This window comes from Thalassoglobus sp. JC818 (assembly GCF_040717535.1).
Lineage (GTDB): Bacteria > Planctomycetota > Planctomycetia > Planctomycetales > Planctomycetaceae > Thalassoglobus.
The window spans coordinates 588,338-604,363 of record NZ_JBFEFI010000004.1 but is presented as its reverse complement, the minus strand read 5'-3'; the positions used below and the strand labels follow the sequence as shown (position 1 = coordinate 604,363).

8 protein-coding genes are annotated in these 16,026 nt (G+C 52.9%); all 8 read left to right on the top strand.

Features of this window, described 5'->3' with window-relative positions; translation table 11 throughout:
- Window positions 1-67: 67 nt before the first annotated feature.
- Window positions 68-1,786: an ATPase, T2SS/T4P/T4SS family gene (locus AB1L42_RS13420; RefSeq protein ID WP_367056200.1), complete on the top strand. Its 1,719-nt coding sequence runs from the start codon at window positions 68-70 to the stop codon at window positions 1,784-1,786.
- A gap of 124 nt (window positions 1,787-1,910) precedes the next feature.
- A complete protein-coding gene (locus tag AB1L42_RS13415) occupies window positions 1,911-3,152 on the top strand; it encodes a type II secretion system F family protein (RefSeq protein ID WP_367056197.1) in 1,242 nt (413 codons plus the stop codon).
- Window positions 3,153-3,343: 191 nt separating this feature from the next.
- A complete protein-coding gene (locus AB1L42_RS13410; RefSeq protein ID WP_367056194.1) occupies window positions 3,344-4,438 on the top strand; it encodes a prepilin-type N-terminal cleavage/methylation domain-containing protein in 1,095 nt (364 codons plus the stop codon).
- Window positions 4,439-4,500: 62 nt separating this feature from the next.
- Complete coding sequence (locus tag AB1L42_RS13405; RefSeq protein ID WP_367056191.1) at window positions 4,501-5,514, top strand: prepilin-type N-terminal cleavage/methylation domain-containing protein; 1,014 nt, start codon at window positions 4,501-4,503, stop codon at window positions 5,512-5,514.
- A 7-nt stretch (window positions 5,515-5,521) separates the two neighbouring features.
- Window positions 5,522-6,766 (top strand): type II secretion system protein, encoded by a 1,245-nt coding sequence (locus AB1L42_RS13400; protein WP_367056188.1) that lies wholly within the window; start codon window positions 5,522-5,524, stop codon window positions 6,764-6,766.
- Entirely contained in the window at window positions 6,763-8,250 is a 1,488-nt protein-coding gene (locus tag AB1L42_RS13395; protein ID WP_367056185.1) for a hypothetical protein, read from the top strand. The genes AB1L42_RS13400 and AB1L42_RS13395 overlap by 4 nt, the downstream gene beginning before the upstream one ends.
- A gap of 101 nt (window positions 8,251-8,351) precedes the next feature.
- Window positions 8,352-10,133, top strand: coding sequence for a prepilin-type N-terminal cleavage/methylation domain-containing protein (locus tag AB1L42_RS13390; protein ID WP_367056182.1), 1,782 nt, complete (start codon window positions 8,352-8,354; stop codon window positions 10,131-10,133).
- Between the two features lie 251 nt (window positions 10,134-10,384).
- Window positions 10,385-15,514, top strand: a complete 5,130-nt coding sequence (locus AB1L42_RS13385) for a hypothetical protein (protein WP_367056179.1) — start codon at window positions 10,385-10,387, stop codon at window positions 15,512-15,514.
- Window positions 15,515-16,026 lie beyond the last annotated feature (512 nt).

The following is a 16,026-nucleotide window of genomic DNA, read 5'->3' as shown; positions in this document are numbered from 1 at the left end:
GCAGCCAGTGAAGATCTCCCGAAACCGGACCCAACTTCAAGTCAGACATTGAGCCAGGAAGCCACATATGGCACAGCGCAAACTCGGACAAATTCTGGTCGACCTCGGCTACCTCAACGAAGATCAGCTTTGGGATGTGCTTGAAGAACAGAAGCAGTCTCCTGGGGAAGTGATTGGCCAGGTTGCCAAACGTATGGGGCTGGTCACTGAAGATCAGATTACCGAAGCGCTGGCTGAACAGTTTGGAATGCCGGTTGTTGCACTTGCTGAAACAACGATTCCGCCGAAAGTGCTTGAGCTCGTCCCGGAGACAATGGCGAGCGTTTACAAAATCATGCCGATCTCGCTTCAGGACAATGTCCTGACAGTGGCGATGGCCGATCCTCAGAATCTCGCAGCGCTCGACGATCTGCGAAACTTTCTGGGATACGATGTGCGTGGGGCTGTGTCGTCGTTGAATGAAGTCGAAGAGTCGATTGCTCGACACTACGCTTCGCAAGAAGACGACATGGAAAACCTGATGGACCAGCTCGAAGATCTGGAAGTCGGGAACAAATCGCTCCAGGTTCAACAAGGCGCTTACGACATCAGTGGAGAGGACGAAGTCACCAGTTCTCACCCGATTCGAAAGCTGCTCAACATGGTGATGTTGCTGGCGATCAAAGATCAGGCCAGCGATATTCACTTTGAGCCATTCGAAGATGAGTTCAAGATCCGAGTTCGCGCGGATGGTGTTCTCTACGAAATGGTTCCTCCACCTCGTCACCTCGCGGCAGCAATTGTCAGTCGTATCAAGGTGATGGCGAACCTCGACATCGCAGAACGGCGTCTGCCTCAGGATGGTCGTATCGAGTTGAATGTCGGGGGGAATCCCGTCGACCTTCGCGTCAGTGTGCTTCCGACCATGTTCGGCGAAGCGGTCGTTATGCGAGTTTTGGACCGGACGGTGGTTCAGCTCGATCTCGCCAAGATCGGAATGGACCCGCTCACGCTTTCGCGTTTCCGCGAGATGATCTTCCGTCCCAACGGAATTGTGCTCGTGACGGGGCCGACGGGTTCGGGAAAAACGACAACGCTCTACTCAGCTTTGAATGAGCTGAACGACATCGAAACAAAACTGATCACGACAGAAGACCCGATCGAATACGACATCGACGGGTTGATTCAGGTCCCGATCAATTCCGACATCGACGTGACATTCGCTGCGGCTCTGCGAGCGATTCTGCGGCACGACCCGGACAAGATTCTCGTTGGAGAAATTCGAGACTTTGAGACCGCTGAAATCGCGGTTCAAAGTGCTTTGACCGGTCACCTTGTGTTCTCCACGCTGCACACCAACGACGCCCCGTCGGCGATTACTCGTCTTCGTGATATGGGTGTTCCGCCGTTCCTGATCACAGCCACGGTCGAATCCATTCTTGCCCAGCGGCTCGTGAGAAAAATCTGCGTTGAGTGCCGGACTGAGTTTGAACCGAGTGACGAGCTCCTGATGGAGTTGCAACTGCCGATCGAACAGGCGCGGAAGTACAAGTTCTACTACGGAAAAGGTTGCCCGCGCTGTAACAACGCTGGCTATAAGGGACGAACCGGACTGTACGAGCTCATGGAAGTCAACGACGACATCCGCGACATGATCTCGTCGAACTCGTCTGTCGACGAAATGCGAAATCTTGCTCGCAGCCACGGGATGACCACGCTTCGCGAAGCTGGTCTCAAGCTGATTTTCGATGGTGTCACAACCATCGACGAAGTGGTTCGCGAAACCGTGATGGAAGACATCGAGTAACGCAGTCCTCATCAAAGCCACGACTTTGGTGATGCCGGTTCACAGAAGATTTATAGATCCAATTTAGTATTCCTCGGGGACATACAATGATGCCCCTTCCACTGTCCTGAAAAGGATCAGCGACATGCCAGTCTTTCAATATGAAGCGATGGACAACACCGGCCTCGAGGTCAAGGATACGATCGAGGCCCCAACGGAACAGGAAGCCCAGGCGCTGATCCGTGAGAAGGGGTTCTACGTCACCAAAATCTCGGAGAAGGTGGCGAAGAAGAAGAAGGATGCAACCAAAAAGCCCCAGGGTCCCAAGAAGAAACAAGCCTTCACCATCGGTGGGGTGAGTGCCAAAAAGCTGACCATGTTCACGCGTCAGCTATCGACGCTTCAGGATGCTGGTCTGCCGATCTTGCGAAGCCTTCGCATTCTGGAAGGGCAGGAAAAACCGGGCGCACTCAAGAACTCACTCATGGGGGTGATTGAGGATGTCGAGTCCGGAAACACGCTTTCCGAAGCGATGGCGAAACAGCCCAAAGCCTTCGACAACCTCTACGTCAACATGGTGAAAGCCGGAGAGGCTGGGGGTGCACTCGAAGTCATTCTCCAGCGTCTTGCTGAGTTCAAAGAGCGTTCTCAGACTTTGAAGCGAAAAGTTCAGGGAGCCATGGTTTACCCGGTTGCGGTGATCACCGTGGCGACCGGGATCGTGGGCTTCATCATGTACTGGATTATTCCGAAGTTCAAAGAGATCTTCATGGACTTCGGTGTCGAGTTGCCAGCGATCACCGAGTGGCTGATCGCAGCCAGCGACTGGGTTGTGAACTACTGGTATCTGATTCCAACGATCCCATTCGCGCTGTTCGTGCTTGTGAAGCTGATCAAGAAGAACAAGACGGGGGCGTATATCATAGATAGGATTGTGCTCAAAATACCGGTGCTGGGCCAAATCGTGAAGAAGTCAACGATTGCGCGAACGTGTCGGACGTTAGGAACATTAATCGCCTCGGGGGTGCCGATCCTGGAGGCCCTTTCCATTGCCCGGGACACGGCGGGGAACGAGGTATTCCGGCGCGCGTTCGATCACATCTATTCATCGATTCGCGAAGGGGAATCGATGGCGGTTCCGCTACGTGAAACACGCATCACCGACGACCTTGTTGTGAACATGGTCGACGTCGGTGAAGAGACTGGTGCTCTCGACAACATGCTGTACAAAGTGGCCGACGTGTACGACGAAGAAGTCTCCGTGCTCGTCGAGAGTTTGATCAACCTCCTCGAACCGCTCATGGTGGTCGTGCTTGGTCTGATTGTGGGTTTTATCGTGATTGCTCTGTTTATGCCGTTGGTGAAGTTGCTCAACGAACTCTCGTAGTTTCGGAGGGCTCACAACGTCACCAAAAACCTGTTTGTTTCCGCGTCTTGGCACAGTCCATGCGTTACCTACGACTGTCGTCGGTTCTGGCGGAAAAGCGAATCATGGCAACACACCAGTAAGAGCAAGACGATACGAGGGTGTAGCGTTTTGCGGCAGAAAGTCAGCCGACACGAAGTGGAGTGGAATTGATGAGACAAGCAACTTCAATCACAAACCGACAAAGACTGAACGGCGTGCCGGCACGGTCTGTGAGAAGTGATCGCCGAACGATGCACGGCGAGAAGCGATCTGCGTTCACGCTTGTGGAACTGGTCGTCGTCATTCTGGTCATCGGAATTCTGATGGCCTTCCTGTTCCCGGCGATCAATCAGGTCATCACCAATTCCCGTGTGGCTCAAGTCACCACCGAGATCAAGAGTCTCGACAGCGCGATTGCAGCCTTCAAAGGCAAGTACGGAATCTCGCCGCCGAGTCGATTGCGTCTTTATGAAGAAGCAGCTGGGTGGACGAGCGATACTTCACTCGAAGCTCGTGAAAGCAAGGCCTACCTTCGACAAATCTGGCCGGAGATGGATTTCACATACGCCGCAGCACCGACACCTGGTGAACTCGACATTGATGGCGATGGAGCAATTCGAGCTGCATCGGACGGACCAATTGTCTTAACCGGTGGGGAATGTCTGGTCTTCTTCCTCGGAGGGGTTTGTGCCACTGAAGACACGGCAGGCAATCCAATTCGTAACGCGGATGGTTCACTCGGAACGGCAGCCACTCCAGCGAAGTGGGCTCCTCTTGGATTTTCGACCGACCAGACATTTCCTTTTCGACGGGGAGGAAGTCGCGTCGCTCCGTTCCACGAATTCGATTCAGCACGACTGGTCAACGTAAACGATCCAACGACCCAGCCCGGTCGAAACATGCCTGAATACCTCGATTCACTACCGGGACAGGTTTCTCCTTACATCTATGCGAGCTCTTACGATGGACGCGGGTACAACAAAGACTCGATGACCAACGAGTATCTCGACATCAACTTGGGGGCTGCGACATTCGCGTCACCAACATCGATTTACCTTTCCAGCGATCCGGATGGCAATGTGAACGCAGACGTGACGAACGACGTTCCGTATCAGGCGAATTCCTATCAGATCATTTCTCCGGGGTTTGATAACAGCTACGGGGTGGGAGGACTTTACGATCCTGACACTGGCTTCGATGCCTCGCGTGGTGATGAGAAAGACAACATCACCAACTTCTCTAGCGGTGTCCTGGACACGAACTAATCCCAACGCAAAACAGAACTCAGTTTCGGAACTCCCCACGCAGCAGCCTCACAGGCAGAACAATGTTGAACAAGCAAGCTCATCGACAACAAGACTTACGACGCGGGTTCACGCTGGTCGAACTCCTCGTCGCTCTCGTTGTCATCGGGATTCTGATGGCATTGATCATCCCGAGCATTGGCGGGTTCATGGGAGGCTTTCGTAACAGCGCAGTCGTGAACACAATTTCTCAAGTCGACGCAGTCATCCAGGCAAGAGTTGACGCATTGTCTTCACTGGATGTCAGCGTTGAAGCCAAGAAGCTGGCGACATTGAACTCCGGGCTTGATGAAAAAGAAGCCGAATACCTGATTCGCAAGAACCTGTATCGTCAGGCTCTCCCACAACGGATCGAAGACCTCTTCGGATTTAATGGAGTGAACAACTCCGGCAATGCTGACGACGCCCCGGTCTTGTTTGACTGGTTGGCCGAGAACATGCCGGAAACTTCCACTGATGACAATCCACGTGCGTCCGGGAAAATCTTCCTATACGCACTTCTGAACGGATCACAGGTTCGAGCGATTCCGGGCGGCAAGTCGTATTCACTTCCAGTCTTGAACTTGGACGACTTGAACCCGAATCATCTCAGCACTGACACCACCAATGACCTACAGTTTCTTATCGATGAGTGGAATCAGCCGTTGCGTTTTTACAACTTCCCGACAGCGCTTGTGCGTCCCGGTGGGGGAACGAGTGTCATCAATACTCGAAATGCCGCGTTGTTGATCTCGAACCTTCCCGATGGAAACACGCTGACGGCCGACCCTCTCGATAAGACCAATCTGGTTCAGCCTGGAATTCCTTCAGCGAACTATTCCCTCACCTATGCACCGTCACAGACATTGACCGCGCTGGGGTTCAATGAGGCGAACTACCACACTCCCGAGACTTATTACACACCGCTACTCGTGTCGATGGGACCTGACGGGTTTCTTGGTATGGGTGAATCAACGTCGACGACTCCTGTCGAACGGTTGGGCAACGTAACGAGTCGAGATGAATTGACAGATAACATCAGTAATCGTCAGCAGTAGGAAAGTGATGCAGACTTCGCTGCGACAATTTGAAATTCCCCAAAGACCGGGATTGCGTTCCGCCTTCACGCTGGTCGAACTGCTGGTTGTTGTGACCATCTTTTCGATCCTGGCGACGCTCGTCATTTCAGGGTTCACTCTGAATGATGCAGACCGGGTTGGGAACAGCATCGCGACGTTCAAGAACGCGATTGAAGGAGCTCGCTCAAGAGCGGTCAGCTCTCAATCAGTTCGCGGGCTGCGATTACTGACAGACCCGAACAATCCGCGATTGGTCCGCAGCTTGGTTTATGTTGAGAGTCCGGGAACAGACGATGGATTGTGCGATCTGCAATATCTTCCCGGGGTGAGATCTTGGCGAGTCGTGAATCTCGATGATCCCAACACTACGAATCTCAATGCTCCCGAGAACCTGACAAATGAAACGTGGAACGACTTCCAGTCGCGAGGGTTGTTGCAACCTGGTTTGCGAATCGAAATCCCTCGAGATAGCGGCAACTGGTACACCGTTCGGCAGTTTGGAATTGATGTTTTGGATGTTCCCGATGTTCTTAGCGCAAGACCTGCTGAAAATCCGATGTCATTTGATGTCGCGTTGATCTCTGGAATGTACGAGCCATCCATCTTCGACCCCAGCGCTGGACCGTCGGGGAACTATGTCGCTGCACTCCGTACGCGTGTTCCTTATCGACTTGAACTTGCTCCGGTCGTGGCTGAGGGAGCGACTCCAATTCAACTCGATCCACAGACCTGTATCGATTTGGACGGATCGCGTTTGCCAGAATCTTGGCGACTTCGTGAAGACACGGACCGCAATGGCGTGATCGACGGCTCGGAAACTGACCTGAATGATCCGATCACGGGAACTCCGAACGGGCTCTTCGATTTCGCGAATCGCTACTCTGGTCAGATGGACATTCTCTTCGGACCAGACGGGACAGTTTCCGGTGACCTCCGTTCATCAGGAATTCTGCACTTTCGACTCTGTTATCTGAGCGACGCAATCCTGGCTGAACCGCTCCGACAGCGAGCCTTGTCGTTCGACTATACAGCTGTTGGAGGCTATCCGAATTTCATCGTTCCAGTCGATCCGGAACGTGAACATATGGCGTTGTCTCTCTTCCCTCAAACAGGTGCTGTCGTGATCAGCGAGATCTCGCGAAAGAATGACGATGGCAATGAGATCTTCAACCAACGTGTGGACGCAACGCCATTCGAATTTGCTGTCCGAGGAAGGGAAGCGAACCAATGATTCAAATTCCCCAATCGATGCACCAGAAATCGCGAAACGTCACTTCCAGTGACAACCCTCAGACCGGCCTGACAGGTCGAAGCGGGGCAACGCTGGTGGAAGTGTTGATGGCCCTGCTCATTTTCAGTGTCGCCATCACATCGGTGTTCACTCTGTTTCCGATTTCTCTTCTGACCGCCCTGCGAGCGACTCAGGCGACCAACTCCAAATTCATGGCGGAGAACGTCGTCGAAGCTGTCCGATCGCAACCCGGATTATTGCATCCGCCGATTCCAGTCACAGTGTCGCCGCCCTTTCCAGCGACTCCTGAGTCGCCGATTTATCGAGGAATCTGGCAGCCGGGATTTCGTTACAACGTGGGCGATTGCGTGAGTGCCGTCCCTGCACCGGGTGAACTTTTCCCGAAACCGAACTTTGTGTATCGGTGTCAAATCGGGACTCCCTCGATGCCGCCGGGCAATGAATCAACTGGGTTTGCGGAGCCAGCTTGGCCCCAGACGACGGGACCGACCGTCAACGATGGAAACTACACATGGGTTCGCCTGGACTATCCGGTGAACAGCATCAGTGCGACCGGAGCGCATTACGTTGTCGATCCACTTGGGCGATATTTCGACAACACGAACGATCCAAGCATCATCGGTGATGACTTCATCTGGTTCGGTTTCAATAGCAATACGCCCGTCAATGGGACAGCAATGAATCCCGGTCTTCGTCGAACGAAGGGTGGATTTCAAACTTACGCTGCCGCGCTTCAAGCGTTTTCACAGCCCGATTCCTGGACCGTCCTCGTCGAAGCAGTTCCATTGTCGATCGATTTGTCTGGAGCCAATCCGACAGTAACGTTTCCCGATTCTGTGGAACTCGACGGAATTCCGTTTCCAGCGACTCCGCCGAGTCCGAACTATCGAATGGTTCTCGTTGGAGCTGGGGGTGAGCGGACTGCAATTTCTGGATTGCTCAGCCGAACGAACCAAACGATCACGTTGTCAGAGACAACTCTACCAACCTTTATCTCCGCTGCTGCAATCCCCTCGACGGTTCGCATCGAGAACTTTACGCCTCGATACACTTACCTGATGACTGTTCGTCAGCTCGGAGCAGAAGTTCCACCGATCGTGACAGTCGTGATGCTCTTCAATCGGTCTTTCAGCCCGGATGACGAGCAGGTTTACGAAGCCAACTTCGGAAACAGTTCCTACACCGAAGACGGAGACGTGACAGGAGCGATTGGTTTCGACCAAGTGAAAATTTCCTGGGCAGGGTTAAAGAAACCATTGCTCCGGGAAGGGAATTACATTTTCGATGCCAGAAACGTCCTGTGGTACAAGATGGCTGACATCAGCGTGAATGAAGCTGGAGAGTTCGCAGTCATCACGCTGACGGAATCAGTGCAGTCATTGACAGTTGATACGGGAACACCGGCGAACAGTGTTGGCCGAGCGATCCTGATGCCTGGGATTGTCGATATTTTCGAGTTGTAACCGGCGCGGTCGTCCACACAACAAGATTGAATTGACACATAATTTGAGAGATAGAGTTTCACCGGCCGAGTGTGGCCACCACATTCTGAATTGAGTCCAACATGAGATTTCGCAGAACAAATCGAAGCCAGAACTCAGCCCAGCGGGCGGGGTTCACGTTGGTTGAGATGCTTGTCGCGACGGCTTTGGTCGTTCTGATCATGCTGATGTTCGCGCAAATCTATGGTTCTGCAGTTGGGTCAATTACGGAACAGCGCGGACTTGCGAACAACGATCAGAAGGCCCGTCAGTTCGACACAACGATTCGACGCGATCTGCAGTCGATGACGTTTCGACAACCAAGCTTCCCGTACGGAGAAGTGAGGGGAATTGTTCCACTGAGTCCTGGCGATACTCCGATCATCGATCCGGTGAATCAGCGCGGATTTCTGTATTACTCCGAAAACGATTTCAATGATCAGACTGACGATGTTCTGCATCTCACCACCATGGTGAAGATCGGACAGCGAGGAGATGCTGAGACCAAAGATCAACGACAGGGATTCGTCGGTCGGGCTGCAAGTTTGGCGGGAACAGATACCAATCAACCCGATGCGGATGACGGAGAGATCGGCAATGGCCTCGGGCTTTCGCGAGCTGCCGAAGTCGTTTACTTCATGAGAAACGGGAATCTCTATCGTCGGCAATTGCTGCTGCGAGATCCGATTCCAGTCGATCCACGATTTGATCCACAACCGACTCGAACAGACGGTCTGCGAAGATTTCGCTTTGATCCTGCTTCCGGAAGTTTCAATAACGGATGGCAGAATTACGGTGGCGATTTCCTCGACGACTTCGATTACTCAGCGACGCGGATTGGTTCCGGAACGGAAGATTCGTACCTGTGGTTCAACTCTGTTGACTCGCTTGCGAATCATCTGGATCTAGCCAACGTGCCGATGGCAATTCCGTGGAATCGTTTCGGTCACTTCAACAACTTCAGCACTGTCGCTGATGAGCTGGCTGACCATGGGTCGCCGCGTGAATATGCCGATCAAAGCGATCCGACCACGTTCATTGGTCGATTGTCCCAGGAAGAAACTTCGAACTCGACCATCACTTATCCCGGGTCAGTGACACTCTCGGGACCTCAAACAGAAACATACATCTTCCGGCGAACCAGCGTTCCCGCGACAGCTCCGATCATCGATCGAGGAGCGTTGAACGGACTCAATGGAGGTCCGCGAGTTGGGGAAGACATTGTGTTGACAAATGTTGAGTCATTTAATGTCGAGATCTACGACTCGGAAGTCGGACGGTTTGTTGACATTGGAAACAACGACACAGGCAGCAATGGGGGAACGACCCAGTTTCAAACACTGGCGACACCTGGCGGGTCCGAAGCGGATGACAGGTTGAATGTCTACTACGGTCCACGACGACCAGCGGATGGAGTCAATCGAGTCTTTGACACCTGGCACCCAAATGCCGAAGTCGTTGACATTGCGACTTCCGGATTGCCTTTGCCAGCCAACCCGACGACTGTTGCCTTTCCTCCGTTTCGACCATTGCGAACGACGAATTTCAATCCGGTGGATGCTTGGGCTCCGACGACAGCTGCCACTTTCGGAGAGGTGATTTTTGTTCCGGCTCTGAACCCGAACATTGGCGTCGATCCAATCAACCGCAGTCTGTTTTACACAGTGATTTCCGGGGGAACGACGGGGGAGCTGCAACCGGAGTTTCCACCGATTCCGGGAACGACTGTTCAAGATGGGTCAGTCACCTGGCAGTGCATTGATAATCGAATCGGAATACAGGGGCTGCGAATCACTGTTCGTTATCGAGACCAGCGCAGCACATTGCCTCGACAGTTGACGATCGTCCATTCGTTTGTCGAGTAGACCTCAAAATATTCCCTCGCTTCAAATCTGAAGTGAGGGCAGAACATCCAATTCTGATCAGACAGACTCCTCAAGTGAGGCACGTTCCAAACAATTTGGAGTGTCCTCGTCAGAGGTCAATCGTCCCGGCGGTTTTATTGAAGATCGCTGGAGACGAAACAGTGTCCTGACTGGTCAGCACCTGACAAGTTGTGTTTGTCAGGCGGAGAAGTTTGCTGCTGAGTTGACCTCATCAGCGAAGGAGAAATTCCATGCGATTGATTCCGAAACAATGGCAAAGAGTTCGACGCGATGCGTCGATCGCGAAGTCGAAGAACTTTCTCGCAGCCTCAGATGCTGGCGATTGCGTGGAAAATTCGGATCGTCGAGGCGGTGCGGTAATCATCATGGTCGTTGCGTTGACGACGACGCTCGTGATTATCGGGCTGTTCATCTTCAACTTCACGAATCAGGAAAAAGCGATCGCAGACGCGTTCGCGTCAATCAAGCCGCTGGAGATTGACCCTGATCCCATTTTTGATTTCGGTCTTGAACAGGTTCTCGTCAAGACCGATCCACAATTCGAAAACAGTGCGCTGCACTTCGGGGACAGCTTCAGCCGCTGGTCAATGTTGGCTCATGTTGTAGGACCGATTGATTCCACGACCGGTCAACCGGGGACCGCGAACTTCTACTCCGGTCAGGGAATCACAATTGTCCCGACTGGCGCGAACTCATTTGACGTCAACTATGACGGAGATCCCACCACCTCACGCAGCGAGACCGACTTCGTCCTCAATTATTCGGCGATTGCGAACAACGGAAACGCGATTGATCCTTCTACGACTCCGGAACTCGGTTTCAATCCGGCTGCGGGATACACCTATCCCGACATCAACAGCTTGTTCCTCGCGATGGACTACATCGATCCAGTTTCTGAACTGCGAGTCGTGAAACCATCGTTCGCATTGCCTGGATATTTCCCAGGATTGAATTTCCGAAACTGGTATTCGAACGCTCAGACTGAAGCACAGGTGTTGCGGCCTCACTTGCTGCATGAATACATGAACGGCGACCGCCGTTACATCTCTGCTGTGGGCGGCCGAGTGGCAGAGAGTGGCGATCGCAACCGATTGATCACACCGTTCCCGTTTCGCGTCGATGTGAATGGCGACACGGAAGATTTGAACGGCAACGGAAGCCTCGATCCGGGTGAAGATGGCTACTACGATCCGGGCCTGAACAATGGTCAAATCGACGGCGAAAACTCAATGGGAGTTTACGACGGAACCGGCTCTTACGATCTGGATGCGGACCTTGATGGTGACGGAATCACCGATTCGATCGCAATCGATCTCGACCATCCGATGATTGATCTCCCGGGTGGACGACAAGTCCTGCCGATTTACTTCTGGAAAATCATTGACCAAGACGCGCTGCTCAATACGAACGTTCACGGAAACCTGGCTGACTTCAATCTCCGTTCAACGAACAATAACCAGCCGGGCGGAGTGGCAAGTATTCGCGATCAAATTCTCAACCGCAGTGACTGGGCCCACTTTTCGAACTTGGGCATGAGCCCTTCGGAAGTGAACCCTCTGATTGCGTTGTTCGCCGAACTCAACCCGATGCCGTCATCAGGCGAATTCGTTGAACAAACTCCTGAGGCAAAAGCAGCTGCAGCGGTCGCGATTCGAGGTATGGCAGCGGATCGTTCCTCAGCCACGATCCCTTATCCAGCCCCTGCAGCGAATGCGTTGACTCGACTTCAGACGTCGAATATCGAGCATGCTTCCATTCTGCTGGGACGCCCGGAATTTGAACCGACGACGTTGGCGTTTGCATCGAATGTTGACTGGTTGGGACGTTACGGCTTCGACAGCGGTCAGCTTCGAGCAGGTTTGGCGAACGAAGGAACCGCTACTCCATCAGGTAGATATCCAGTTCCGGGAGCAGTCCTTGGCAGTGGAAGCCCACCGGATGATGACATCGACTCGAACAACAACGCTGCGACACGTGGCGGCGGAATGATTCGAACTCCCAACGCACAATCTCGATTGCAGGTTCAGATTCCTCCGTTTGTACATCCACTCGATTACATCGGAGTTGGGAATCAGCAGATTGCCAACGGTTCGGTGATTCATCAGACAGCGACGCCAACCGCATTCGAGGGAGAGCGTTTTCTCGCCTCGGGAGGAATGCCTGATACTCCTGTTCAATGGCCGGAATACCCTGGTGCTGCGCCCTGGCAAAATCAGGGACAGATCATGGCGGACGGGAACACGCTGCATCGGACGTATATTGATGCTATCGCTGATGGTTCTGGACGGCTGCAACCTACTAGGTTTACGGGGCCGATGCTTGGAACGATTAACGGGTCAATCGATGGTCTCGTCAACGAAGAGAACGAACTCAATCCGAATCTCAGCTTTTCGAATCAGTTCGACAACCGATTCACACCGGACGAAATCGCTGCACTTCATTTGAGTGACGGTGATTGGCGACAGCTGTCGCTCGTGTCTCGCTTGCGAAACCTCGCTCCGTGGAACTTTCAATATAACCGACAGGCAGCTTTGATTCGGTCGCAGTTCACGACTGATAGCTGGGACCGGAACGAACTAAGCTTCTCTCCGTTCGTTTCTAACATGTACCGACAGTGGGAATTTAACCCGACGACTGATCCGGACGTTCCGAACAGCTTCCCTCCAAGCTTTGGACCAATCGCAGCGAGAATTCCACCTTCGCAGCACGAACAGGGAATCATCTCCACAGCTGATCCTTATCGTCCAGAAGTTCGACGTCTGCTCACGATTCTTAACGACCGTTCTGCGTTTGCCGATCGTGACAATCAACGACCCCAGCAGAAACTGAATCTGAATCGAATCCTGTCGGACGACACGATTGCCAACGGAGAAGACGCATTCGATGCACAGTCGAATCCAGCCTACCGTGATCTTGTTCCGCATCCTTTGGAACTCGTCGACAGCTCCGGAAATCCACTGCCAGGTGATCCGAACTATTTGACGATTCCGCTTCCGCAAGACAACATCATCGATGCGCCAACCTGGAATACCGCTGGATATCCCACTCTCGATCTGATCGCCAGCGATCCTTACGCTCAGGAATGGTGGGCACAGTACGACCGTCAGCGATTGGCTCGCGATATTTACGTGTTGCTGTATACGGTTGCTGGTTACGATCCGAACCAACTGGCACCAAACGACAATCCGGATGGAACCGATGTTACCACCACTCCGATCGGTCCTGAAATTGCTCGAGAGATGGCACAGTTCGCTGTGAACTACGTCGATGCTCTCGATCGAGACGATGTGATTACCAAGTTCATTTACGATGAGAACTTATCAGATGGATGGGACGTGAGTCCCTCCGGAACGGTCTACGGGGTTGAGTCGCAACCGCTGGCATTCAGCGAAGTCCTGTTGATCGAAAGTGATCCTGATGCTTCCGACAATGGACGGACATTGCATGATGAATCGAGCTCAGCCGACGGGCACCGATTCCTGTATGTTGAACTACGAAACCTGAGTCCGTTTCCTGTCGAATTGAAGAATGAGTCCTGGCGAATTGCCCGTGTTCCGATGGGTGTGACGCCCGAGATCATCGACGTTGCTGTCGAATTCCGAGAGCGGGCGATCGGAGACTATCGAACGATTGATCCGGGATCGAACTTCATCATTGGGTGTCATGACAGCAATGTCGTGAACGGAGCAGGGTTGTCGATTGGCAGTGACTTCTACGTCAACATTAATACGGATACTCAAAGTGATCCGCTGCAACTGATCATTCCTAAGCCTCAACCACCTGCAGCTGAAGTGACTGATAACAATCAGGATCCGCCGTCACGATTGAGCCTCGACCTGACGCCATCTGGCGCAGCTGCTTTGCCAGAGCATGATCCGGGATATCGTCAGTTCGTGGGTGGTGATCCAACGAGCACCTTCCCAGGGAATCCAACACCGACAAGTCTGGTTGCTCAGTATGTCGTTGGAGATCCTGCCGATGATTTCTATCTGGTCCTTCAGCGACGACGTCACCTGGACGCTCAGGGAGTTGGACAAGGAGACGAGTGGATCGAAGTCGATCGCATCAAGGTGACCGCTTCAGAATTCCAGAAAGAGGTTCCTTATGCTGCGTTCCCAGGGAGTGGTAACCAAGCAGCTTTGACGGACTGGCTCGATAATCTGGTGAGCCACGAGCGATTGCATCCTTACGATTACATTGCACAGGATCATCCGGGGCAGGGAGCGGGGACGTTTCGAAACCACACGCTTCACGAGGATTTTCCGGTCCGCATGATGCCGGTTCCATCACCGCATCCGAATCCAGAATTCAACAGCCCGAACCAGTTGTGGATCGATCAGGAAGGTGCGGGAACGCCTTATCCGTTTTGGCAACCGCATTTCGACCGCGATCTGTCATCTTGGGTCGAGTTACTGTCCGTTCCGATCTATGGATATCTCGGTTGGACTGCCACACAGGCGAACGACCCTTACATTCCGACAGCTGTAGAAGATCAACAGCTCTACGGAGGGCCGATTGCGAATCTTGTGCAGGGCGGAGCGATGACAGGCTCTCGAACCGCTCAGGTGCGATTCCTCGATCCGACAACCGGATTGCCAAGCTTGTCAGTGATTGGAAACCGGTGGTACCGCTTGTTGAACTTCGTGGATGTTCCTCCACCGAGCAACTGGGATGTCGCTGGTTATGAAGTGGCGAAATATCGACGGCTGCCCGGAAAGATCAATCTCAATACGCTTCGGCATGAGCCTGTTCTGGCTGGTCTTGTCGATGACTGGTTGCATCATGACCATTTCGATCCGGCGCGAGATCCCACCGATGACATTCTCGAGCTGAATCCGGACGAACGCCGCTGGGTCGATCAATTGCTTCGCGCTCGCGACGGAGTCAACGGCGGAACACGTCAAGCTCCGGGAACTCATCTCGCCCAACCGTTTCGGCCTTTGGGGTATGTGGACCCGGTCAATCCGGCACTCAGCGTGGAGAAGACAATTCTGCGTAAGAATAATTCCAACGGAACACTGCCCAACCTGAATCAGCTGGGGCTGTTTGAAGCTCGACCGAGCGATGATTTCGGAAACGACACGGTCGACCACCATACACGTCATCGATTGCTGGCGAAGGTTGCGAACAACTCTACGACGCGAAGTCACGTCTTTGCGATCTGGGGCGGTTTCGATTTGCATGAAGCTCACAGAATTCAGGCGTCCGGGAACATTCAAGTCGGCGGTCGAGCTGCTGATTTGCCACGGTACCGGATGTTCTGCGTGGTCGATTTGTCTCGACTGGAGGAAGCCTACGATCCGGTGACTGACTCATTCGATTTCCGGAAGTTGATCATTCATCGTCAGCTCCTTCCGTAATTGTGATGTTGGGAACGACTTTGAAGCTGAATCAGGTTTGAGGAGGACGCGGGATCATCGGATTGCTCAACGGCGATGAAATGAAACAATCGTGAAATCGAGTGATCTGAGATCGTTTCCTGAAGATTTGGCTTATGAATTGCAATATTTTGACGTAAGAAACATTGCAACTCGCTGTTCGAGAACGGATGCGTTCAGTTCGCAGTGTTTTTCACTTTCGATCGAAGATGGCAGATGTCATAATTGGGGAAGCAGGCGACAAGTGTTCAATTCTGCAACAATGTGCGGCAGTCTGAATCAGGAAATTTGCGCCACTTTTCCCCGTCCAGGAATCTTCGGAAATTCAATTCCTCAAAAGATTTCCTGTTGAAATCCGCAAGTCGATTCCGTTTTCAATGAGAGACATGTCTTTGCAGAGATCAGTTCGCTGATTGACAGCATTGAGTGAGATACCAAGTCGTAAGACTTCAAGAAACAATCACGGCAGAATTTGTGGTCTGCCGTCTGTCCTG